This window comes from Desulforamulus profundi (assembly GCF_002607855.1).
In genome coordinates, this window is the sequence record NZ_AWQQ01000095.1 from 18,687 (window position 1) to 42,825 (window position 24,139).

Annotated in this window: 23 protein-coding genes and 2 pseudogenes; 1 reads left to right on the plus strand and 24 read right to left on the minus strand. The window is 43.7% G+C overall.

Annotation, left to right across the window (positions count from 1 at the left end; translation table 11 throughout):
- Nucleotides 1–342: 342 nt before the first annotated feature.
- From P378_RS14930 to P378_RS14940, 3 genes are read right to left on the minus strand one after another with little or no spacing between them, the layout of a single operon-like run.
- Entirely contained in the window at nt 343–1,140 is a 798-nt protein-coding gene (locus P378_RS14930; protein WP_099083810.1) for an ExeA family protein, read from the minus strand.
- Nucleotides 1,133–2,662 carry a DDE-type integrase/transposase/recombinase gene (locus tag P378_RS14935; RefSeq protein WP_099083811.1) on the minus strand — a complete coding sequence of 510 codons (1,530 nt, stop codon included), beginning with the start codon at nt 2,660–2,662 and terminating at the stop codon, nt 1,133–1,135. Before P378_RS14935 ends, P378_RS14930 begins: the two co-directional genes overlap by 8 nt.
- The gene (locus tag P378_RS14940) at nt 2,646–3,281 is read right to left on the minus strand and encodes a helix-turn-helix domain-containing protein (protein WP_143338508.1); all 636 of its coding nucleotides are present in this window, start codon (nt 3,279–3,281) and stop codon (nt 2,646–2,648) included. The genes P378_RS14935 and P378_RS14940 overlap by 17 nt, the downstream gene beginning before the upstream one ends.
- Nucleotides 3,282–3,514: 233 nt before the next feature.
- Between P378_RS14940 and istB the strand changes: the two genes are divergently transcribed.
- A complete protein-coding gene (gene istB, locus P378_RS14945) occupies nt 3,515–4,309 on the plus strand; it encodes an IS21-like element helper ATPase IstB (protein WP_099083813.1) in 795 nt (264 codons plus the stop codon).
- Between the two features lie 411 nt (nt 4,310–4,720).
- Here the strand turns inward: istB and P378_RS14950 are convergent, their stop codons facing one another.
- The 21 genes and pseudogenes from P378_RS14950 to flgM form a co-directional block, all read right to left on the minus strand.
- A complete protein-coding gene (locus P378_RS14950) occupies nt 4,721–5,860 on the minus strand; it encodes a polysaccharide pyruvyl transferase family protein (protein ID WP_099083814.1) in 1,140 nt (379 codons plus the stop codon).
- Nucleotides 5,861–5,882: 22 nt separating this feature from the next.
- A complete protein-coding gene (locus P378_RS14955) occupies nt 5,883–6,743 on the minus strand; it encodes a hypothetical protein (RefSeq protein WP_143338510.1) in 861 nt (286 codons plus the stop codon).
- On the minus strand, nt 6,671–7,366 hold the full coding sequence (locus P378_RS14960; RefSeq protein ID WP_180261133.1) for a glycosyltransferase family 2 protein: 696 nt from the start codon (nt 7,364–7,366) through the stop codon (nt 6,671–6,673). Before P378_RS14960 ends, P378_RS14955 begins: the two co-directional genes overlap by 73 nt.
- A gap of 597 nt (nt 7,367–7,963) precedes the next feature.
- On the minus strand, nt 7,964–8,179 hold the full coding sequence (locus P378_RS24315) for a radical SAM protein (protein WP_099083818.1): 216 nt from the start codon (nt 8,177–8,179) through the stop codon (nt 7,964–7,966).
- A 20-nt stretch (nt 8,180–8,199) separates the two neighbouring features.
- Nucleotides 8,200–9,003: a radical SAM family protein gene (locus P378_RS14975; protein WP_180261134.1), complete on the minus strand. Its 804-nt coding sequence runs from the start codon at nt 9,001–9,003 to the stop codon at nt 8,200–8,202.
- A gap of 23 nt (nt 9,004–9,026) precedes the next feature.
- Nucleotides 9,027–9,827: a radical SAM protein gene (locus P378_RS14980; protein ID WP_180261135.1), complete on the minus strand. Its 801-nt coding sequence runs from the start codon at nt 9,825–9,827 to the stop codon at nt 9,027–9,029.
- A gap of 150 nt (nt 9,828–9,977) precedes the next feature.
- Entirely contained in the window at nt 9,978–11,108 is a 1,131-nt protein-coding gene (locus tag P378_RS14985; RefSeq protein WP_238473304.1) for a Coenzyme F420 hydrogenase/dehydrogenase, beta subunit C-terminal domain, read from the minus strand.
- Nucleotides 11,105–11,698: an acyltransferase gene (locus tag P378_RS23150; RefSeq protein WP_099083822.1), complete on the minus strand. Its 594-nt coding sequence runs from the start codon at nt 11,696–11,698 to the stop codon at nt 11,105–11,107. Before P378_RS23150 ends, P378_RS14985 begins: the two co-directional genes overlap by 4 nt.
- Nucleotides 11,674–12,621 carry a glycosyltransferase family 2 protein gene (locus P378_RS14995; protein WP_099083823.1) on the minus strand — a complete coding sequence of 316 codons (948 nt, stop codon included), beginning with the start codon at nt 12,619–12,621 and terminating at the stop codon, nt 11,674–11,676. Before P378_RS14995 ends, P378_RS23150 begins: the two co-directional genes overlap by 25 nt.
- 16 nt (nt 12,622–12,637) lie before the next feature.
- Nucleotides 12,638–13,270 (minus strand): FkbM family methyltransferase, encoded by a 633-nt coding sequence (locus P378_RS15000; protein ID WP_099083824.1) that lies wholly within the window; start codon nt 13,268–13,270, stop codon nt 12,638–12,640.
- 257 nt (nt 13,271–13,527) lie between these two features.
- Nucleotides 13,528–13,746, minus strand: coding sequence for a hypothetical protein (locus P378_RS15005; RefSeq protein WP_099083825.1), 219 nt, complete (start codon nt 13,744–13,746; stop codon nt 13,528–13,530).
- 2 nt (nt 13,747–13,748) lie between these two features.
- Nucleotides 13,749–14,530 (minus strand): annotated as a pseudogene (gene rfbF / locus P378_RS15010) (glucose-1-phosphate cytidylyltransferase).
- A 660-nt stretch (nt 14,531–15,190) separates the two neighbouring features.
- Entirely contained in the window at nt 15,191–15,763 is a 573-nt protein-coding gene (locus P378_RS15020) for a hypothetical protein (protein WP_143338514.1), read from the minus strand.
- 329 nt (nt 15,764–16,092) lie between these two features.
- Nucleotides 16,093–17,376 carry a TPR domain-containing glycosyltransferase gene (locus P378_RS15025; protein ID WP_099083828.1) on the minus strand — a complete coding sequence of 428 codons (1,284 nt, stop codon included), beginning with the start codon at nt 17,374–17,376 and terminating at the stop codon, nt 16,093–16,095.
- A 64-nt stretch (nt 17,377–17,440) separates the two neighbouring features.
- A pseudogene (locus P378_RS23155) lies at nt 17,441–18,570 on the minus strand (flagellin N-terminal helical domain-containing protein).
- A gap of 54 nt (nt 18,571–18,624) precedes the next feature.
- Entirely contained in the window at nt 18,625–18,930 is a 306-nt protein-coding gene (locus tag P378_RS15035) for a hypothetical protein (protein WP_099083829.1), read from the minus strand.
- 412 nt (nt 18,931–19,342) lie between these two features.
- Nucleotides 19,343–19,711 carry a flagellar protein FlaG gene (locus P378_RS15040; RefSeq protein WP_099083830.1) on the minus strand — a complete coding sequence of 123 codons (369 nt, stop codon included), beginning with the start codon at nt 19,709–19,711 and terminating at the stop codon, nt 19,343–19,345.
- 59 nt (nt 19,712–19,770) lie between these two features.
- Nucleotides 19,771–21,423, minus strand: coding sequence for a flagellar hook-associated protein FlgL (gene flgL, locus P378_RS22140; protein ID WP_238473285.1), 1,653 nt, complete (start codon nt 21,421–21,423; stop codon nt 19,771–19,773).
- A gap of 19 nt (nt 21,424–21,442) precedes the next feature.
- Entirely contained in the window at nt 21,443–23,227 is a 1,785-nt protein-coding gene (flgK, locus tag P378_RS15055; RefSeq protein ID WP_099083831.1) for a flagellar hook-associated protein FlgK, read from the minus strand.
- A gap of 59 nt (nt 23,228–23,286) precedes the next feature.
- Entirely contained in the window at nt 23,287–23,775 is a 489-nt protein-coding gene (locus tag P378_RS15060; protein WP_099083832.1) for a flagellar protein FlgN, read from the minus strand.
- A 12-nt stretch (nt 23,776–23,787) separates the two neighbouring features.
- Nucleotides 23,788–24,084 (minus strand): flagellar biosynthesis anti-sigma factor FlgM, encoded by a 297-nt coding sequence (flgM, locus tag P378_RS15065; RefSeq protein WP_099083833.1) that lies wholly within the window; start codon nt 24,082–24,084, stop codon nt 23,788–23,790.
- Between the last annotated feature and the right edge of the window lie 55 nt (nt 24,085–24,139).

Sequence of the window (24,139 nt, forward strand, 5' to 3'; positions counted from 1 at the left end):
AAGTAAAGATTATTGTTTATTTCTCTAAAAAACTAAGAATAATTCTACCAATGATACGTCGTTTGTTATAGAGAATTATTTAAAGCCCTAGGTGTTATACCTAGGGCCTAACTTTGCTGAATGTCTTGGCCATTTTTACAGGATTGCTCAAATACAGTAACCTGCTCTGAGAAGGTGGCTCCGAAGTTATAAACAAGTTTCCTATATTAATACCATCTACTTTAAGGGTGTTGTAAGTTATTAACAGCTTCGCTGTTGTCATTGGCATCGTTGTTTATGAATTACCCATTTCTAATGGCAATAATAGATTTTCTCTTGCTCACTGCTCAACCCAGATGACAGTTAAATAGGCTCATCTTCCATGCTCTTGCGTACAATATCAGCATCAATGGTGGGACTGTCAGCTTCTATGGCTGCAATGATTGCATAGCGGCAAATGTTGTTGATGCGCCGGGGAACCCCCTTTGAGAACTGATAAATAAACTGGATAGCCTCTTCTGTGAATACCTGCCGATCCAGCCCGGCTACACGCAGATGGTGGAAAATGTAGGGACTGATCTCCTCTTCACCAAGGGTAGGTAGTTTGTATTGTACTGTGATACGCTGGCGGATACATTCAAGAATCTGCAAGCGTAGGGTTTCTGTAAGTTGAGGTTGCCCAATCAGAAGTACAGTTAAGGGAGAATAGGAGTCCGCCTGGTAGTTTAACACAAAACGCAATTCGCCCAGCATCTGAACTGAGAGTTCATGGGCCTCATCTATTGCCACTATGTGTTTTACACCTTTCTGGCTCCATTCCAACATTGATTGGCTTACCAGGCGCTTGTTTTCTGACATTCCCCGTCGGGGTTGGACATTGATTTGGTAAAGTAAGTTTTTGTAGAATTCTCCTGGTGTCAGCTCTGAATGGGCAATGTAGATAAATCGGTACCTAGATGCATCTAGGTTATGCATGGTGGCCCGTAGAGCTGTGGATTTACCTGAGCCCACATGCCCTGTAACGACAGCCAAACTGCCAGTTTCAATAGCATGGCGCAGACGAGCCAAAAGTTCTTGGTGCCCCCGGGAGATAAAGATTTCTGAAGCCGGCAAGTTTCTTGAGAAAGGCTCACGTTCAAAGGAGTAGTAAGGGCTATTCACCTAGCTTCACCCCCATAACCCTGGCAAAGGAAACTCCAGCTTTAGTTTTGGCCTGTGCTGCATGTTCAGCAGCAATAGCTTCCATTGCTTGGTTTAAGGCCTGATTAGAAACTTCCTGACGTTCCTGTACCCGTTTTTCGGTGAAGTTTTTCATGAGATAAGGCTTTGCTTCACAGCAAAATTCCCCCTCTGAGTAAATTAACATATGGTTCAAGTTGTAGGGGTTGTAGCGCACCTCCACGTTTTTGCCCATCAAGTTTTCCGCCACTTCATACTGGTTACCGTAGATTTTGATGGTGGCAAGGGAGGTAACTTGGCGGCCTTCTCTCCACAAGAAGGCTTCCCTTGCGGTTTCTGGTTCCACTTGCCGAGATAAAATTTTTCCTTCGGTAACGGCCTGCTCCATTGCTTGGGCTGGACTGATTTTTAAACTACCATGACGGCRGGTATGATATCGTTGTTCTACCCAAGCTATTAAGAACCGGTTAACCTCAGCTAGGTTTTGAACTTTCCCGGATTCCATTTGACTTCGTAGTAGGGGCTCAAATTTTTCAGCTACTGTTCTAAACCAACGTTCTATTCGTCCGCGCCCTTGGGGACGGTAGGGTTTGCTATGGTGGATTTGAAAGCCTAATTCCGCAGCTATTCTTTTCAGGTGTTTGGATTGGAAAATCCTGGCATTATCACAATAAAAACGTTCGGGTAAACCATGTGTCAGAATCGCTTTAAGAAGGGTATCCTCCAGGCAAGGTCGGTTTTCGTGATAATAGAATTCTGACTTGATAATTATTCGGGTATGGGCGTCCATAATGGCAACTAGTCTAAGCCGTCGCTTTTTGTTCTGCACTGGATCAAAGAGAAGTGGCCCATCCCATATATCACATATCCACAGTTGGTGGGCACCCTCCACAGTGAGTAGGTGATAACGCTTGAGGGGTTGGCGTTTCAAGGCTGGTCGATCTTTTCCTAGTCGTCGAAAGTGACGGTTAAGGGTACTGACGCTTATGCTTTCTGCACCGGGTATTTGGTTTGTTTTCAATACATCGATGATACTGTCGGCTGATAACTCGGGCTTTGTTAACCGCAACTGAATGGCTTCATTCAGGGCTTCTTGTGGGAATGCTTTTAAACTGTTCTTTTCGGGTCTTACCTGTGGCTTTAAAGCTTCCAGACCACCTTGCCGGTAGCAAGCAACATAACGTTCAAGGGTACGCTGCCCTACTGTTATGAGGTCTTGATTCTCTCCCACATGAAACATTGATGCCAGATCTCGAATTAATGCAGTTTTTACTCCCCTGGGCAATTCTCTGGTTACCACTGGAGCAATGATGTTAAATCTCCACAGGGCAGTCCGGGTTCGGTCATCTTCTGTCCAAATTTTCATGGCCATTCCTCCGTTTCCTTCATTTTTAGGAAGTATACATGTACTAACCCAATCATGAAGGAAATCACAGAAAATGGCGATAACCAGGGTTTGTTGGAAAAACGCCTTGCAAAAGCAATTATCATGGGGACCGGTCAACTATTTCCCTGCTGTATCTACAGCGACCAACGGCCCCGCCCCAGACGATTAAATCTCCGTTTCTTAGCACATTACATAAACCCATCAGCCTGAAAAGGCGTGGGAATAAAGTTAACTCTGCATATCGATACAGCCATGCTAGGAGTTCCTTAACCACTTCCGGAGCTAATACAGAAGAAAAGGGTAGTAATTCACAGGCCAGATATTGCAAAAGCTTGGGGATTATCCGGGGAGCTATGAAGAGAGCCTGATTCAGCACCCTTTTTATCCACCGACTGATAGATCGTGGGTCATAACCAAGTTCTTCAGCCATTTCCTTAATGGGCTTCCCGTTCAAGTTTTCAACTACTACTAGTTCGTGAGTATCTATTAACTCGGGTTGATAGGGTAAGATAAACTCCGGCCAGATGCTGATGGACTCTTTACAATCCGGGCAATACAACCGAAACATGGGCATAGACAACTTGTTTACATGATCTGGAGTTACAAATCTCCACCAGCCAGTGTGCCAGTGAGGTTTGTGGGCTGGGTCACGTAAACATTTTATCTCTTTTGGCAAAAATTCTTTTGGATTCTCTAAATAACTGTTGATATCTGGGCAATAAATTGTTATTCTCATTTTAAGTTGTGGCTTTCTAGTCACCACGTATTAGGCAGCATGGGGTGAGCCGCCAAAACTCTGTTCCCCATGCTGCGTCCATGATCACAAAAGCCGCCTCCTGCTTGGATTATGAAGCATGAGACGGCTTTTCAGCATTAGTTGTCGTTTTTCCTGCATATCTACATAATTTTTCATCCATGCCATTGGCACTTATTCCTTTGTTGCCATTCTGCGTGGGTGGTAACAAACTGATGTTAAACGATAACACTGTATCCAAGCTGCATGAGATGCGACTTAGTGTCATGGCACAGGCATTCCGTGAGCAGTTAAAAGACAGCTCCTTCCATGAATTATCGTTTGAAGAGCGGCTAGGTCTGCTTGTTGACGCGGAGTGGGCGGTACGTAAGAATARCCGGATGGCCCGGCTCATCAAAAAGGCCGATTATGCTATCAGTGGCGCGTGCGTCGAGGACATTGAGTACCACCCGGACCGAAAGCTTGACAAGGCACAGATAATCAGACTGGCTACCTGCAACTACATCCAGGAATATCACAATGTAGTCATTCTCGGGGCGACAGGAAGTGGCAAAACCTACCTCTCTAATGCCTTCGGAATGGCGGCCAGCCGTAACTTCTACACCGTGAAATATGTGAGATTACCAGATCTGCTGAGCGAGTTGGCAATCGCCCGCGGCGAAGGAACCTACCGCAAGGTTATCAAGCAGTACAAGCAAGTGAAATTATTGATTTTAGATGAGTGGCTGCTATTTCCTCTCAAAGAGAGTGAAGCGCGGGATCTGCTTGAAATCGTCGAGGCAAGGCATAAAAAAGCCTCCACCATTTTCTGCTCCCAATTTGATGTTGCCGGCTGGCATCTTAAAATCGGTGAGCCGACGCTTGCAGACGCTATCTGCGACAGAATAGTCCACGACTCTTACAGAATTATGATTGAAGGAGACTCCATGCGCAAGAGAAAGGTATTATGGAATAGATCTGTCTTTTGGGGAACTGGTGTCGGGGCAACCGGCACCAGGATTCCAAATTAAGATACTATCCTCTAGCTACCGTGATCAGTTGTAACGAAACCTATGCCCAATATCAGCGGAAGGTGCACAACGTCAAACGGTTAACGTGCACTCGCGCACCGAAATATTCAGCTTCGTCGGTTCTTCACTTTCGTTCAGCTTCATGGCACTCACCTGACTAATATATTAGCCTTTTCCTTTTGCGCTCAGCACCACAACTTTTGGTTGCAGCACCCAAAGGCGGTTTGAAATCTTCACCTGAATGCCGATTTCGAGGGGCCCACCCTCATCTCTTACAAAGCACGAAGCGATTGCTTGTTCCCCCCTTTCTAGGCAATCACTTCTTCAGGACACACTTTGACGCTTACTTTTTATGCAAAAGATTAAAAAAACGTGGCTGACGCCACGGTGATGAGAAAGGAATAAATATGGTTATATTATGAGATTTTTTAGTACTAAGGCTGGGTTTTCCGCTTTTTCTTTATACGAGGGCATTTTTTCAGTCAAAATCCGCTTTATTTTATCTTCATTTTGCATCATGTTTTCAAACATTGAGAGTAAACTGTAATCATTTTTGAAGCTTTGAAGCGGCAAAACGTAATCTCCAAGTCCCAAATCTGCTGCGATACCTTTTGACTTTACCGAATAACCCATAACAATCGCTGGGATGCAGGAAGAATAGGCGGCTATGGACGCATGTGTTCGTGCAAATACACCGAAACGGCACTTTGATATGATATATTTATACTCCGCTGCGCTAAATTTCTCGCTGATTAAACAGATCCTCTCTTTGTCGGCAGTCGGGTTATAAATATCCTGCAATAGCTTAAAATCATTATCTGCAGGCATCGTAACATGAGGAATCAACGCCACATTCATATCCGTATTTTTAATAATTGATTGAATCAGATTTTCAATATTCCTTAGAATAATTCCGCCAATGTTCTCTCTGCGAAGAATCAGCGGGCTTATATTCACCGCAACGGTATTGCCTGGAATAAAATGATCCGGAAGATTGCTCTCCTTTGCCTCCAATAGAAACGCGATGTCAGAACATGGGATGACATTATCGAGTCCCTTAGCTTTTAAAGCATTGAAAGTCCAAGATTCTCTGGCTGTAATCATGTGGTGGGTTCTTAAGGTGCCGATCATTTCATTGCTGATCATTGACGGTTCTATGGAACAGCTCCATAATATGCTTAAGGCTCCGCGCTCAAGGGCAGTTTCGTGTATGATCTTCCACTTCCGCCAATTATCATAACAATAGTTGTCGCCGCCGACAGACAGGCAAATTGTATCTTTGGTTATTTTATCAAGCGTGGATTTGTAGATCAGTCCGTCATATTTTCCTTTTTGCAAGGAATTCTTATCCAATTCAAGATAATCGGGATCACGTTCGCAGTATTCATCTGCCGGCATGTCGAACTCCAGATCCTGATCTTTGAAATGGGTTGACAGAATGATTTTACTGCCCGAATAGAGCTTATGAAGCAATTTGACCGTGCATTTTATAATTGCTTCCGCGCCGTGGTTGTATGCGCCGCCGTGTCCATACAGCAAAAACTGTTTCATTGCGTCAACCTCTTTCTTAACTCTATGAAATCCGTATCATTGGGCAGAATCTCGTCCCAGTCTGCAAGTTCATCCTCGCCTCATCGGTTCGGGATAAATCAATGAGCAGCGAAATCTGTAATTTCTTGAAATAAATATAATCGTCCGTATATTCCAGCTTGGCCGACAGGTTCAGCCCAAGTATCAAAAATGCCTCTATGTACTCGACAGGGATATCTGTTCCTTGCGCTATCTTATCCTCAATTTGTCTCAGCGCTTTTTCCTCTTCCTGCTGCAGGATTGAAAAAACGATATCACGAAAAAATATCAAAAATCCGGCATCCAATCCGGCTAGCAACGGCGACTTGGAAGTGCTTGAAACGATCTGCGCATCAGCGATTCCCATTTCCATCCGCCTATCCTTTATTTTTGCCAGCAGCAGGAACACCCCGCTGTCCTGCCAGCCGCCGATCTGAGTGGGATAAATGCCCATCGTTGCAAGCATTTCGGCGGCGAGTTCCATTCCCGTTCCGCTGCGAACCTCCTCCTGCGAGAGTATCCACTGCGCAACCTGACCGAACAGCATTTTTTTCTGCTCCTCCGCGCCACCCGTCCATTGGGCAAGTTTTTGCGTTTGCTGGCTTTGGAAAATATCTTGCAGCCGGTATAGTTTGTCTGTAACGCTCAACTGCGCATTTAGCAGGACCTTCATTGTGTCCTGGATTGCATTGAGATATACATGGAACAGAAAATTTAAGTTTTCATGACTGACCGCACCGCACTTTGAAAGTAAAAAATCACAAGCATTATCAAAAAGTATCGGATCGGAGGCTATGCGTTTGTCGTCGAACTGTTGAGAAACAGATTTCGGATACATATAGTATTTGTGCAGAGATTCAGCCAAAACTCCAACACGACTGGCATTGCGAAAAGCTTCCACAGCAAAAAGAGTGTCGCTTCCATAGATAATGCTTTTTTATTTTCAAAATTACACCTGCGAAGCACGGACAGAGAATACATTTTGCCCCATACTGTTCGCATAAACTGATGATACAGAGGGAAATGCTCATTGAATCCGTCGCCTTCCACAATGAGGTTTTGCTCGAGTTTTCTCGTTCCGAGAAATCGGTTTGTCGGTGCGTCGATAAAGTCATGTCCGCAGGCGGCAACTTCCAGGTTATGTTCCTCTATGAACACGAGTATTTTTTTAAAGAAGTCCGGGGCATATTCATCGTCAGCATCGAGATTACAGAACCACCCGCCATCATTTCCGTAATTATTCAGTAACAATGGTAAAAAACGTTTAATTAGAAAATGTATATCATTCCGTTCATTGGAAAACGGGATAATTCGCCTGTCGTAAAGAGCATATCTTTCAATTATCTCCATTGTTTTATCGTTGGAGCCATTATTACAGATCCAACAAATGAAATCGTCATGGGTTTGAGATAATATACTTTCAATTGACCTGTGCAGGACCTTTTCAGCATTATAAGCTTGAATATATACGAATACGCACTTTTCCATAACTATCTCCTTACATCTGTTCTGCGGGAGCAAATCTTTCAAAATTGTCGCAAAATCCATTGCAATAGTCACAGGCTGCAAAAAACTTACGATTGAAGAAGTTCTTTACTTGTTCTTTTTTTGTTCTTTTGACAACAGATCATCGAATAAGTCAATCCTATCAATATGAGCATTGACAAGATTTAAACTTTCACATCTTTTGCAAACTGCGCAAATATACATTTTTCCGTCTACGATAAGAAATCGCTGAAATTTTTCGGAAAATATGCACCGTTTATAAACACTTTTGTTTTCATCTTCTGTCCGATGCCTTTTGGATAAATCGGACATATCAATCCAACCGTTATAATAAGCGTCCTCACCATAGTATTTTCTGACTATATGTTTTATACCGAACGTATTTAAGGCGTCAGTAATTTGTTGCACACTTTTCGATAATGCCGGCCCGTAATTATCCACGATAATGCCGACTTTATTTGAACGGCTCAAACTTTTTAAGGTCCTCTCATCCGGCACGATAGTTCCGTTGGTTATTATATCTAATATCCCAATTCTTTCATTATAAGAAGAAGCTAAGAAATTTACCAATTCAGCCAGTTACGGATGTAATAGCGGTTCACCGCCGCTGAGTGTAAATTTCTCGACATAATCCACAACTTCAAAATATTTAATGACACTCTTTGCTAAATCATCGTAACCCCAATGAGGCGTGGGAGAATAATATGGCGAGTATGCACCACACAGTTTGCATCTTAAATTACATCTGTGTGTGATAGTTAATTCTGTTCGTTCGCATTTTATTATGTCATTCATAGGAAACCCCCTTAAATACCTTATAATTGCTCCGCAGGAGCATAGCGTTTAGAATCCTCACAAAAGCCGTTGCAATACTCGCAGGCGGAAAAAAATCTCCGATTGTAAAAATTTTGTATTTGTTTTCTCTTCTCCTCAATCGGCTCCGAATCGCTTGAAAAATCCACATATTCGCTTGGATTATCCGGTATAATTCCCAAACTCTCACAACGTTTATAGACGCCGCAAATGTATGCTTTCCCATCAAAAATAACAAAGCACCGAAACGGTCCCGGATAGGCGCAGCGTTTATAAATATTTTCTGTTTCGTCGGCGGTCCTGTTCTTTTTTGACAAGTCCAACAAATCAACCCATCCGCCAAAATGAGCATCTTCGCCGTAATATTTTCTGACACGGTGCTTGATGCCGGCCTCATTGAAATCCTCGACAATCTGAGGTACTTTTGCTGACAGCTCCGGCCCGTAATTGTCTACCAAAATGTCGATTTTGCCCGAACGGCTCAAACTGTTCAAAAGTCGCTTATCAGGCGCAACCGCGCCATTGGTTATAATCTCCAGCGTTCCTATTCTATCAATATATTTAATTATGAAATCCATGATATCCGGCAACTGTGGATGCAGCAGCGGCTCACCGCCGTTAATGGTGAATTTATCAACGTTATCGACAACCTCAAAATATCTCCTGACACTCTCTATTAAAGACTCAAGGGAATAGTGAGTCGGCACAGTGTAATAAGGCGCACTTACAGCGCACAGCTTGCATTTTAAATTGCACCTGAATGTGACCACCAAAGTAGTATTCGAGAGATGCAGTGTTTGTTCCATTTGGATATCCTCCTTGCGGTCTTTCATAATTGTTCTGCGGGCGTGTACCGCTCTGCATCCACACAGAATCCATTACAATACGAGCAGACAGATAGCCGTCTGCGATTTCTCAGGCTTATTAGCTGAGCCTTTATATCTGTTGCAGATAAAGTATCGTCCATTAAGTCAACATACTCGCTTGGATCATCGGATACAAAATCTAATAACTGTTTATTGATATAGCACATATGTGCCGTTCCGTTGATAATGAAAATGTGGTTTTTAAAAGTTGTGGTATACATACAGCGGGCAAATAGTTCCTCATTTTCTTTTTCGGTTCTTTGTTTGTCTGAAAAATCAGAGATATCAAGCCAACCGCCGTAATGCGCGTCTTCGCCGTAATATTTTCTGACGCGATGTTTGATACCATACTTTTTAAATGCATCAACAATCTGTGGGACCTTCGTAGACAGTTCCGGTCCGTAATCATCCACCATTATATCGACCTTATCAGAGAATCTAAGGCTCTGCAGCAGCCGCTCACCGGGAACAACCGTGCCGTTGGTAATAATTTCAAACAATTCGATTTGATTAATATAAGCCGCAAAGAAATCCACCATTTCAGGAAGCTGCGGATGTAAGAGAGGTTCACCGCCGCTGATTGTAAACAGCCTGACATGATCAATACTATTAAAAAAGCGCTCAACACCTCTTGTTATTTGCTCGTAGGGATAATGGCAGGGCGACGGATGAATCGGCGCATAAGTAGCGCACAATTTGCACTTCAATGTGCATTTTGATGTAATCAGTGCGGTTAGATTCATTTTATTTGATGTGTCTTCCATTTTTATAACCATCCCTTTCGCTTCGCTCAAGGCTCAAAACGCTATGAAAATTGTTGCCTGTGCGTTATCCTTTAATTGGTCGTGCAAGTAAACTACAGAGCACGGGGAGGTGAGTGCTGTTGTTTTTAATTCTCTTGAGCATTTTCAGATTTATTCTCCCGTCGTTTTCATATTTTCCATAACATCAGTAAATCGATCATTGAGCATATTCTTCCAAAATATATCTCTCATTTCGCTTTGCTTGGCGCAATTCAGCAAACAAGTGTTAAAGGGCACTAATTCCGCCAGCATATGTTTTTCATAATGCAAGTATGGTTTAATTCTGTCAAAGACCTTTTGGCCTCTTTCGGAATGAAGCATTAGCATAGATACGCCACAGTCCGTGTCGTCGCTGCTTTCCCGCAGTCTTATTCCCCAAAAGTCCCCGAGCGTAATATCAACAGGGCGCTTAACCCCCTTGAATTCGCACTGTCCGCAGCTTGGCCGCATATACAGGTTCAAGTCTTTTTTAATGTATCCAAACATGAACGGGTCTGTATCGCGTCCTCCGAGATACTCCTGCCCATCCTCGAAAATTATTTTTGTACAAAACCTATTCCAACCGAAAGTTTTGTTTTTAAACCAGACCAGTTTGATGCGTGAGCCGTATTCCGATTCCAGATCATCAAGATATTTCAAATACACCATCGGCGAATTAACACCGCGGCAGATAAAGTCACACAGGATTAGGTTGTCATACGGTTTTTGCAGAAAGACTTTCAATCCGGCGCATTGACAAGGCGTACCGACAAATAAAACAGGATTGCCTTTTTTGAGCACCGCTTCGATCTGCCTATAAATATCTTTCGTTTCGCTCTGCACATATTTCGATTGACGCAATAGGGCAATATCCTCACTTCGGTCAATCATGGCGTGTTCAACCAAATGCCTGTCATTGTATCTTGCTCCGGCAACATAGCCATTTTGCTGCAGCACAGCTTTTGCAAGTTCCGTGAAAATCCCGCCGGAGGTGCTGTTGTATCGCGTTTCCTCGTCAATGGTCCAGGCGGCGTAAACCTGTGGGGCTTCTTGATTCTCCGGTATTGTTGGCGGATTAATAACAGGGCAGCAGGTTACGCAATTTCCGCAGTTATTGCATGCTGAAGAGTCAACAGATGGATATGGAAAGCCTTCTTCATCAGCTTTCATAGTGACACTTCCGCCAGGGCAGGCATTCACACATGCACCGCAGCCTGTACAGCGGCTTTTTTCAATGTATTCAACCGTCTGCGTAACGATCACTTCCAATCAACATTTTCTTTCATCACTTTCGCAGGATTTCCCGCCGCAACGCACCCTGGCGGCACATCACGAGTCACGACAGCACCGGCAGCTATTATCGCACCGTCTCCAATCGTAACGCCTTTTAAGATAATTGCACCCGCGCCGATCCAAACATGGTTTCCTATTAAAACAGGAGCGGTCGGGTTCATTTGGTTACCCTGCTCGTCGATAATTCTATGGTGGTCGCTGTCGTAGATGAGGACCCCGCGCGCAATGGCGGCGCCGTCTCCGATTGTGATACGGTTCGCACAGGCAATCACACAATCCGAATTGATATAGCCGTTTCCCAGCGTTAATACCCCGCCGGGAAAAACCTCAATGCTCGAACCATAAAATACCTTGAAATTACCGTTGACAATTAAACCGGATTCGGCATGCATCTTCAAATAGGTTTCGGCATTTGAGCCTGTCCTCAGATTATGTCCCATACTGAGATGGGCATTCAACTCTATTGAAGCGGTAGGGTGCAAATCAAAAATGACCCTTCCCGAAGTTGAAATGTGGTCTTTTTGCATGCCTTTGATTATTTTACATACTTCTCCATCCATTCTTTTTCAAACCCCTCAGTATAAATGCCATTATAAAACTCATTCCAGTGCTCGCGCAATTCCCGTCGCATAAACGCAAGCGGCTCGTCACAGGTCGTCAGCCCATACCTGTGAATTTTCTCTACCATGGAGATCATATACGACCATTCGCTGTAAAGAGCCAAATCTGCTAGCTGCGGCAGTATTCCGCTGATATACTCGGTCCGCTCCCGGAACGCCTCAAGGTATTCGCGGAGCTGAACAGGATTGAGCAGGTGGTGTTTGGTCGCCGCGCTTGAGTTGTTCCCCGGGTGCCGGTAGAAGGTATATTTCGGAACACCGTGTGCCGCGACTGTTTTCGCATTGGCAAAATAACGGTAGGTTGTCGAAATGTCGTCATAGCTACCCGTATTTGAGAAGCGGATTTTATCGAACAACTCACGCATGATCAGCTTTGTCGGCATAGCGGCATTGTAACGTATGCGGCGCAGATAAGCATCGGCCGATTGTACCGCGTCCATGATAAAAAGCTCGTCATAGGCGTAAATGTGATTGGGCGATACCGCGCCGTTTTCTTCTTTATTCGAGCCGCACACGGCAATATCCGCACCGTGTGTCTTTGCAAGTTCGTATAAGAACTCCAGAAAATCCGGCTCGGCGTAATCGTCATCGTCAATGAAGGCGATGTACTCACCTGTGGCGGCATCCAGCCCCGTATTACGTCCGCTTCCGATGTTACCGCGTTGGCGGTGGATCACATGGATTCGTGAATCTTGCGCGGCATATTCGTCGGCAATCGTACCGCTTGTATCGGTGGACCCATTGTCGACAATGATAAACTCAAAGTCGTTCAGTGTTTGATTCAGAATGCTCTCAACCGCTCTTCCGACGAGTTCCTGGCGGTTGTATGTAAGCATGATTACGCTGATTTTCGGCCGCTGCAAATCTCAAACCCTCTCTTTATACTGCGTAAAGTACGGTGTCAAATATTCCGTCGGCGCACTGTCTCAAAGTGAATTGATAGCTTGGATCAATTTCAGAGATCAGTTTCGGCGGTTCATAGATATCTTCCGGCTTGTGATATACGCAAACCGCAAGTTTGGGGTGCTTCTGTCTTATGACGTTTTCTGCGCCGATAAGAGCTTCTTTTTCCGCCCCCTCTATGTCCATCTTGATAAATGTGGGCAGCTCATCACTGGGTTTGCCCTCAAAAAAACTGTCAATCGATGTAACGGGCACCGAAACGGTGCGAACTCCCGTTACAAAGGTTGAACCGGCATTTCCGCCGTCGCTGAAGAATTTAAGCTCCGTGTCACAGATCCATAACCCCTTGCCAATCACATCAATATTTTCATATTTTTGGAGGTTGCGAATCGCTTTTTCGCGAGCTGATTCATCAGGCTCAAAAGAATAGATATGGCGATATCCTCCCGTGTTTTCGATTTTTGTCTGCTTGATAAATTCCTCCGCCGTGTCGCCGATGTAAGCACCGCCGTCAACAAAGACCTCGTTTGCTCCGAGGCTGATGATTCCCGGTTCGAAATAGATCGGCGCAGCCGAAGTTTGGGAAAGTTCGGCTGCGGTAAGATACATCCTTATTCTGTCTATCAAGAGCTTTTTTGAAGTATCGTCTAAAAAATGGTACGCCCATTCGTATCCCGCAAGGTGGTCGCGGACGAAATCCAATGGGTGTATAAAACTAATTTCTGATGATGTGGACTGGTAAATCCTTGTTTCGGGGAATCCCAGAGAGTTCAGCTTTCTTTTAATTTCATCCGCAAATATATAGGAACAGATAATTACATTCGCATCCGGATATTCTTCCTTCAGTTGATTCGGCGAGATAATTTCTAATCCGGTGTCACCATATATGCCCGTCTTATAGGTATCGCATACAGCTGCGATTTTAATATCAAAATCCTTGCATACCGATACAACAGAATTCCGCAGCCATAGAGGACAAGGGGATTTTTGGAAAAAATCTCTTTTCGGTCCGCAAGCGCTCTAAAAGGGTTTTCGGCAAAATAAGCCGCTTCGATTTTTTCAAATTCTTTTTTGAAGTTGTCCATACTCAGTCATTCCACACTTTCCACAATGCATTTCCCTGTCCCCAGAGATTTTCAAGCAAATATTTATCTCTCTGCGTGTCCATACACTGCCAGAATCCATAGTGCTTGTACACACCGAGCTTGCCCTCGGTGCTTAATCTTTTAAGAGGCTCTCTCTCCAATACCGTCATATCGTTATCGATATAGCTGAAAAGCTCCGGCTCCATTACCATGAAGCCTGCATTGACCCAGCCGCCGTCCTCCTGCCCTTTCTCCCTGAAGCCGATCACCGTTTCATCGCTGCTGTCTATATCAAGTACTCCGAAACGTCCGCCGGGCTGTATTGCCGAGAGCGTAACAGTCTTGCCCGACTTATTGTGTTTTTCTATAAGTGCAGGCAAATCTATATTGCTTACGCCGTCACCGTACGTCATCAAAAAAGGATCATTGCCGATGTACTTTTGAATACGCTTAATGCGCCCTCCTGTTTGTGTATTGAGCCCCGTATCAACAACGGTAACTCTCCATGGCTCCGCAACATTATTATGTATAGTCATATAGTTGTTGTCAGAAAAGTCGAATGTGATATCTGACCTGTGCAGATAGTAATTGGCAAAATATTCTTTGATAATATACCCTTTATATCCGCAGCAGATAATAAAATCATTAAATCCAAAACTGGAATAATATTTCATAATATGCCATAGTATCGGCGCATCTCCGATTTCAATCATCGGCTTTGGCTTTAAATGGCTTTCTTCACTGATTCTTGTACCCAGCCGCCGGCCAGAATAACAACTTTCATAATACTTCCACCTCATCTAATATCCTGCAGGAAACCGGCATCTTTTAGCCGACAGTTCATATATCGACAAAAACCGGCAATACTTTATTTGAAATAATTGTAATCACTAGCGTTGCATAAATAAATTTCCAAAATGTCAATATCTAAAATTCTAGAAAAAAACTAATAAATCATTGTTTTTCCAGCAACTCCGTATCCAGTTGTTTGAACAAGGGGTTCTACCTGACAAAGCCATAATTAAACCGGCCAAACCTGCTGACAAATTAATTTATGCGAAAGTTTTATGCAACGCTAGTGTCATGCAGCAGTCCTTTTTAACCAATACCTCAATATTTTCCTTGAACTTCTTTTTATAAAACTCCAGTTCCATCGTGGTCAACCTCTGCCTCCTCTTTCAAGCCTCCAGATTCAAAATATTCTTCATTTTCCAATATCTCGTAAAACCGCTCAGGCAAGCTGTACTATCCACATGGCCGGTGCACCAGCGTAAGAACTGGTATATTTCCCCTTTCCGATAACCGTGTTCAAAAGCACTAACAAAATATTGGACGGCGCTATAGTAGTCCCATAACTTATAATAACAATAAGCAACCGCAGAGAGTACCTTGGCCTTCTGTTCAATTGCAAGGCCACTGTCTGACAACTGTTCCAGATAATGAGTTAAAGCCAAATGGTATTCTTTATGTCGTAGAATAAATCCCCTATATAGCCGGTAATATCAACTACAAAATGACGCTTTGCTTCAATCAATGCCGTCAGTGAATCCGGACCAGCCAACAAAAGCACCCGTTCCAGTATTTCAAGATAAGGTGGTATGTCTTCACTTGCCAGGATAACAGACCTACCCAGATAAAGGTCAGCTATTTTTTGTAAGGATGCTGGCACGTGTTGATATATACTGTTTATAAGGCTTTCTTTACCGCTTAATATTGCTGTTGAAAACGCCAGTGTAGCAAAGAGGCGGCGGGTGTCCCCGCCATTATCATTAAGGTAGCAATCTAGGGCAACCTGGGAAGTCCTTTCATATTGACCGTTGGCGGCCAGCATATACAACACCCAGTAATCTTGCTTCTGGAACTTTTTCAGCCGGAGGTTTGTGTAATAGGCAAGGACCAGTGGTAACCGGTGATTATCTGCTAATTGATAGACCAAAAAATCAATTTCTTTCTCCAGTTCGATGTTATAAATTCTGTTGAGTAAAGCAATAATGTCCCGGGGCTTTTCCTGCCGCAACAGAAATAACAAACGGTTTAAATAATCCGCATTTTATTTTTCGAACTTCAATGATTCCAGGTAATGCCGCACTGCCTGTGCATCGTCGTTGCGGTTTTCGGCAATAATGCCTATGTAATAATAAACGTAATGCATTAGGGACAGAACATAGTTTATTTCTATGTCATCATAAGCAGCCTGCAGTTCGATAGTTTTTTATAATAGCCTTAGGCTGAATCAAGCTATTTAAGTTTAATAAAAAATTAGCCATATAAAAAGCAAAAGACAGTTTTGAAAAATTTTTATATGGCAATTTCAATTTCGCTAAGGATTTAATTTCTATCCGCGCCCTAGCGCGGCAAAGAGTCTAATTGCCCTAGAGCAGCAAGTTTTTCTTTATAATATTTTTTAACATTATCAGCATCAAGTTTAGCAAACTGAATTGCTAAAAAGTACATGTCTTTAATAGAATTATCTTTATATATTTGCCTTAAAAAGTCAATGATTGACTGTTGGTTTTCATATTTAATTAATATCATCATTAATTTCTGAAATGCTACTTCATTATAGATATCCTGTTTTAAAAATTTTACGTAGTAATAAACAGCCTTATTAAGGTCTTTCTTTTCATAGTAATATATATCACCCAACTTTTGATATATATTTTGATAATCATTTATGTTTATATTTGAAACATACTTTAAACCATCCTCAAAATTTTTACTCAAGAATCCCTCTAATTGCTGAACAACCTCGTCAATGTCGCCTTTTTGTAAAAGGCACTCCGCCAACAATAGGTAACCATCAGGAAAATTCGGATGCTTATTTATACATTCATAACACATATCTATAAGCAGGTTAATATCATCTCTATTTAACTTCAAACTAGCTTTAATATAATTTATATAAGCAGATGCCTCTTTGCCCAATATAGTTATGCCATATTCCAGAGCTTTTCTTGAGTGATGCAACACCTTTTCATAGTCTTCCATCGCAAGATATTGAAGTGATAAATAGAAATGAGTATTTCCGTCGTTTGGTCTTTCTTCAAGGTCTCTTAGTAAAAGAGATAAGTTTCGTTCATTTTTATTTTTTTTATCATATACAATTTTATTGTAGCCTGTATGGAAAATCTCAATGATATCTGTACAATCTACAATAGTAAATTGGCCTTTTTTTCGCAAGTATTCATGAATCCTACCTTGATATCGTATCTCCGGTCTATTTCTAAAAATTCTAATAACTGCAAATTTGTCTTTTACTTCCCCTGAAGACAATAAAATATTGTAACCATTTATCATAAAGGCATCTGCCTTACCGTTTTCCTCGTCAATAGTTTTTCTTATATTTTTCAGACTTCGTTCACTGAAGTATTCATCGGCATCTAAGAAGATAATCCATTCCTTGCTTGCTTTGGAAATCGCAAAATTTCTGGCAGCTGCAAAATCATCTTGCCAGGTATAGTTATAGACTTTGTCTGTGTATTTCCTGGCAATTTCTATCGTATTGTCCGTTGACCCGGTATCTACAATGATTAATTCATCTAGGATTGGCAACATACTCTTAATACATCTTTCTAGGGTTTCAGCTTCATCTTTGACAATTAAACAACCTGATATCTTCTCTTTTTTCATTGAAATCACCTGTCTTTATAGTAAAAGGCGGGATATATATGAATCCCGCCTTTTACTGAATTTATTAGCGAAGCAGTTGTAATACACCCTGGGGTTGCTGGTTTGCCTGGGCCAGCATAGCTTGAGCAGCCTGGGTAAGGATGTTGTTTTTGGTGTACTCCATCATTTCCTTGGCCATATCTACATCGCGGATACGAGATTCTGCAGCAGACAGGTTTTCACTGGAGGTACCCAGGTTATTAATGGTGTGCTCTAAGCGGTTTTGGAAGGCGCCCAACTTCGCACGTTCACTTGAAACGTCACGAAGAGCTTGTTCAACCGCTGAGACAGAGGCTTCTGCTCCTTTTTGAGTAGCAATATTGACCGTATCAACTTTCAGTGCCTTGGCACTCATATCACTGACATCAACGCTAATAGTCTGAGTTGAGTTTGCACCAATTTGGAAAGCAAAGGACTTATCCGCGTCAGCAGCTACAGCCTTACGGGCAACAATGGCTACGCTGTCGCCTGCCGAAATAGAGTTGGCACTAAAGGTCAATGTAACACCGGTTGCGACAGTAAGTGAGGTGGCGGTGTTAGCAATGGTACTAGAAGTAATAGTATTTCCTGCCTCGTCAGTGATTGAGTAGTTAAAGGTGCCGGCTGTGGCTGTTTCACTACCAACCTTGAATAAATAAGTTTTATCAGCCGCAATAGTAGAATCACTGGATACGGTATATTCGTTGGTATTGGAAGCAAGAATTTCTGCGCTGAAAGACTTAGCTACAATATTGGCCTTGGAGCATCAAGCAACTTCTGGTTGTTAAACTCAGTAGTATTGGAGATTCTGTCAATTTCTTTAATTAACTGGCTTACTTCTTTTTGAAGTTCATTACGATCGGTATTGGTGTTGCTGTCAGAGGAAGCCTGAACAGCCAGTTCGCGCATACGCTGGAGAATGGAGTGGGTTTCATTCAGGGCACCTTCAGCGGTCTGGATCAGAGAGATACCGTCCTGAGCGTTGCGGGAGGCTTGATCTAAACCACGGATTTGGCCACGCATTTTTTCCGAGATGGCCAGACCGGCAGCATCGTCACCGGCACGGTTGATGCGCAGACCCGAAGACAGTTTTTCCAGAGACTTGGAAGCATTAATGTTGTTAGCGGACAGAGAACGATAGGTGTTCAGAGCCGCTATGTTGTGGTTAATTCTCATTTGTTTTCCTCCTTGAAATGTTTTGTTCACCGCAGTCCCTTGCGGTGATAGGTTTTAGGTTAAATCCCGTCGGCCGCCGGGATTCCTTTCCACTTTTATTATCGGTAATTCGGAGATAAAGTTTAGGGGACAACGATAAAATTTTATCAGTCGAGCATTGGAATCATTCTTTCTTTGCTGGCAAGACCTACTTAGTTGTTTTGTTTTTCTGCAACCACAGTCCAGCATCCGGCTGCACTTTGGGGGCCAGGTCCGGTGGTGCAGAGTTTTTTTAAGACGTTCCAGTATTTCATCCAGTGTAGCTAAGGCTCTTTCCAGACGGCTTATGTGAAAAGCGAGTTCTTCTTTTTTTGTTTCCATATCTCAATGCCTTCTTTTAAGGCAATGCGTACAAAGTCAGGGGCAAGGTTGGAGAAGTCAACTAAATCAACGTGCGGGGATTGGCATTTCCTCTAATTGTTCCTTTAAACCTGACAGAATGTGGGCGGGAATTTTTTTTTCGGTATAATACCCAATATCATAATCTGACTTTGGGTGTGCTGTCTTGGTCGCTGTTTATATTATACCACAATACACTACCATCCAATGGAGCTGATTTATACCAATTCTGAAAACCATCAAGATTCAAAAGAAGAACCGTCCCTGTGAGTCTATAGTAACATTTTTTTCTGCTTTTTTCTCCCTGCAGCCAGCAGCGTTGTCCTAAACAAAAACCGCTCTTTATTGAAAGCGGTTTGTAACTTGCAATTTTAATGGCCGGACAATATTGCCCTCAGGCATAATCGTCCAGGTGCCGTCCCTTTGTTTTTTCCTGCGGCTCGTCGGTTTTTACCAGCAGGGCCAGGGCTTCCTCCGGGGTTAGGTCCCGGGTCTGGCCCTTGGTCCTGTCTTTCACCCTTACCCTGGTCACTTTGCCCTGTTTGATTATTGCAAATTCCAGGGCCTGGTTTAATAAATGGGCCAGGTGGTTCAGCTGTTCCACCGCCCGGTTGAGGTCACGGTGGAGCAGGTTCTGGGCCATGTCCCGGGCCTGCATCACCGCGGGGTCCGGCAGGGGCTTGCTCCTGGCCGCGGCGTCCCCCTGCCGGGCGATTGCATCCTGGGCCGCCAGGGACTGCAGCCCGCCGGCGCCGATTTTCATAAGCCAGCACCTCCTCGGGGAGTTGGCCTGCGGCAGCTACCGGCTTCCAGGCGCTGTCTCTACTTCAGGTACTGCAGCAGGCTGACGTTAAGTAGGTTGGATGCTGTCATTAAGGAAGCTTGGTGAACCAGTTGGTTTTGGGCCACTTCTACCGTTAATTTGGCTATGTCGGCTCCTTGGATATCTACTAGAATACCCTTAAGTTTTATTTCCTGGTCCTCCAGTTGTTCTTTCACCGCTTCCAGGTGGCGGGTGCGGGCACCTACCCCTACACGATGTTTAAGAATAGTATCGTGCGCGTCATCCAATTCAGACAGGGTTTTATTTAGCGAATCTACATCGCCATTGCGTAAATCTGCAGAGAGCCTTCGCAATACTTCAAAGGGCCCACCGGCAACTTTAACCATTTTTTGGCCGTTATTCATAGGGTCATCAATTAAATTGGCAGGGTTATAAGGGTTTGTTAGTTTTCCAAAAACCCCGCCGCCGGGTGCACTAGCGCTGCCTCCAAACAGAATGGTATGGCCTGTGTTAGCACCATCAGCAAAGATGCTAAAGGTTTCTTGTTTATGTTCAGCCCTTTGCTCGCCGCCGAAGATGGCAGTATGACCGGTATTGGTACCTGACGCCAAGACTTTAAATTCGGATACTCCTCCGACGGTAATTAACCGAATGTGATTGTTCCCGTCATCCCCAACAATTATTTTATTAGAACCAAATTGGTTATCACATTCTGTTTGAATAGCGGTTTTTATATCTTGAAAAGTCGTTAAGGTATATGAGGATAAATTAATGTCCTTCTTAACTCCGTTTAATTCTATGCTGAATATCTTATCCTCCGGCGCAAATGCTCCCCCGCCGCTGCTAAGGTCTGCCGTTCCATATAATGCATCCAGTGGTTCCGCAGTTAATTTGAGGTTCCCTTTACCGTCATCCTTAACATCTACCAGCCCCGGACCAATCTTGTTGTTTAATGCGGATTGAATTGCATCCTTTACCTGACTTAATGTATAGCTGCCACCCGTTAATCTTTGTGCAATGTCGGGATCTGATGTTAAATCAATTGTGGTTTTAATGCCGTTAATCTCTACCCCAAATACTTTCTCACTATCTGAATTGAAAATAACTCCCCTGGATAAATCTGCATGTCCAATGAGAGTATTATCCGCTGCACCGGCAGCTACCACTTCATAACTGTAACCAAAAATAATTTCCCTGCTTATTAGTTGAGTGTTTCCCCGGTAATAAACATCTCCAGTCTTAGGATCCCGGTAAAAGGGCGGCTGACCGTTCTTCGTCCCTGCAAAGAGGTACTTCCCTCCCAGCGAACTATTTGACAGATCTACCAGGGAATCCACTTGTCTGTCGATCTGGTTAGCAATGGCATTCATATCTTCTTGTGTTAAGGTACCGTTCGCTCCCTGCAGAGCCAAAATTTTGGCATCCTGTAATGTTTTACCGACAGTGTTTATGGCAGAATCACTTTGATTGAGATACCCTAAACCATCCTGAATATTTCGCAGGTATTGCTCATTACCAATGAGAGTAGCATTTACTGCCATTAACTGACTTATTTGACTGGGGTTATCCGAGGGTCTGTTGATGGTCTTACCCGTAGAGATATGTTCTTGCGATTTAGCAGACCTTTGCAAATTGTTCTGGATATAATTACGCAGGTTGTGCGCCATTAGCATGTTGGAAATCCGCAGCATGTAAACTCAGCCTCCTAAATCATCGTATACGGTTGATTAAATAATCCAGCATTTCATCCTGTAGGGCTATCATTCTGGCACAGGCTTGATAGCCGTATTGGAATTGAATTACTTTTGTAAGTTCCTCATCAACCGACACACCGGAAACCGATTGTCTGAGGGCTTCCACCTGCTGGCCGATGGCCTGCTGGTTTTCCAGCATTTTATCATGGTGGTCGACAGCGGCGCCTACCTGAGCCACAATCCCTTGGAAATATTTTTCGAAGGTTGTGTTGAGCACGGTGGTGCTTATAACTGTAATATCTGGGTCATCTTTTATGGCGTTTCCTCCGAAAAGAACATCATTGCCCTTTTTGGAGGCGATCTCAAATTTTCCGTCCCCTTTTTTCAAAGAGAAACTTAGACGGGCATCTTCGTTAAGGCCAACTCTAATCTCATCTTTACCAAATTTTTTATCCAATGCGTTTTGGATAGCAGCCTTTATTTCTTCAGGAGAATAAAGGGTAGATACCGTTAAGCCACTATCTAATCCAAGGTCGATATCTTTGCTGGTGCCATCCGGTAACGTAACGGTAAACTTCATCTGGTCATTGTTGGTAAAGGTGATTCCCTGGCGTAGACTTATCTGGCCGTCAAGAGTATTAATAGGCGTACTGCGCAACCGGGCAACTGCTAAGGCGTTTTCACCAATAATCTTTTCCGGATCGGCTTTTATTACTTCATTCAGTGTAATATCTGCCGCGCTTGTTCCTTGAAAAAATGCCGGTGGAGGATAAACATCTCCCGGCCTGGGTACTCCCGCCGCCCGGTTAATATTTTCGATAATGGAAGCGGCCAGGCGATCTAACTTGAGGGATACCGCCTCATTTTCCAGCCTGGCGGATTCTTGCCCAAGGATACTCCCTTTACCGGCTCCTTCGGGCGCTTTGCTGTAGTAATCAGCCAGGGCTGTGAGATTGATAACATCCATCCCATCCACCGACAGGTGGTTTTCGTTTCCTAATGCACCAGCACCTGTAACAAGGTTTACTTTGGAAGCGACAACTTTGTCGTAGCCGTCATTTTTCAGTAGGATAGCTGCGGACTCGATAAATCTTACTTCAATCATCCCGTTATCCTGGGTTGTCACATTAATGTGGCCGTATTTAGCCAGTTGATCCAGCAAATTGTCACGCTCGTCCAAAAGGTCGTTGGGTTGTGCCCCGTTTCGTATGACGTGAATAATGGTATTTGACAGGTCCGCTATCTTTGTGACCAATTGGTTAACTTGATCTACCTCATACTGAAGGGAACCGTTAATACTTTCATTAATGGTGGCCAGTTGGCTGTGCATCTGTCTGAAAATGGCAGCCAGCTCGTCACCGGATTCCTTGACTGCTTTTTTAACGCCAGGATCCTGGGGGTTGTTATTGAGATCTTGCCAGTCATTAAAAAAATTAAGCAGGGTTGCCTGCAATCCACGGCCATCGGGCTCCAGGAATACGGTTTCCATTCTCTTGGCCATATCCAGTTTCTTTTCCCAGTAGCCTTCATAGCTGCCGGAATGACGCGACTGGACATCCAGATAGTAGTCACGAATGCGTCGTACTTCCGTTACGTCAGAACCGGTGCCTAATTGACCGGGCAGCATTTTGGTTGAAAGGTCGGGTCTGGCCCAGGGGGTTGTAGGAGTTATAACGGCCTCCTGTCTGGAGTAACCGGGTGTACTGGCGTTGGCAATGTTGTGTCCGGTTACGTCTAAAGCTTTACGGTGCACCATGGTTCCCCGCTTAGCAATTTCTAATCCAAACCACGTTCCTGGCATATGAACGAACCACCTTTTATTCGCTATTAGCTAATCGATGTTTGCTTTTTACTTAAAGTTTATACAGTCTTATTCAGCAGTGAAGCGGATTGCTGGTTGGCAGCAGTCTTACCTGCGGGATTGTAAGTTGACTGAGCAGGTTTCATAACTTTTAAAAGAACGTCATTAAAGTTTAGAGCCTGCTTTGCAAGAATCTTGCTGAGTTGAACCATGTCATTGATTGTGTTGGTTGTTTCCCGCAGGGATTGAGCAGCTGTATGTAAATCCTTTGATAGCTGTTCAGGTGCGTAGGAAATGGTTTCACTTAAAGTAGCACCTTTGGGCAACTGGAGCTTTTGCTCCAAGGTATATTGTATTTCTTCCCTCTTCTTATCCAGAAATTTTGCCCCGGCTGAAACGTTTTCCAATTCTTTAACTGCCTCTTTAATGGCCTCGATATCGTTGTTCCGCAAGGCAAGATTATGCTTTTCCGTGGCCTTCAGCATTTCAGCCAGCTTGTCATTTAGCTCATTCAACACCTGCAGCAGGTTAAAAAATAAAGACTCCATCTGCACCATCCTTTAAACCTTTTTGTCCAGGAGCCTCTCTTGAAGAATGCCATCTGCAATTTTATCGGTATCCGGCTTGTAAGTACCGGCTTGGATGTCTTTTTTAATGCGGTTCACCAGGTCTTCCCGAACTTCCGGCAGGTTTTTCAGGGCAGCCTCAATTTCTTTTTTAAACCTGGCTTCGCCGGAAAGCTGCACGGAATCACCTGCGGGCCAGTCCGCCTTGTTTAACTTGCTTTTTTTATCCGCCTGGTTCCGGTCGTAGGCCTTGAGCACTTCTCCGGCGGGTTTAAATCCTGATATTTTCATCTCGATCACCTGCATTTTCTCTCTACTGGTTTATATATCGGCAGGCCAAGGCCTT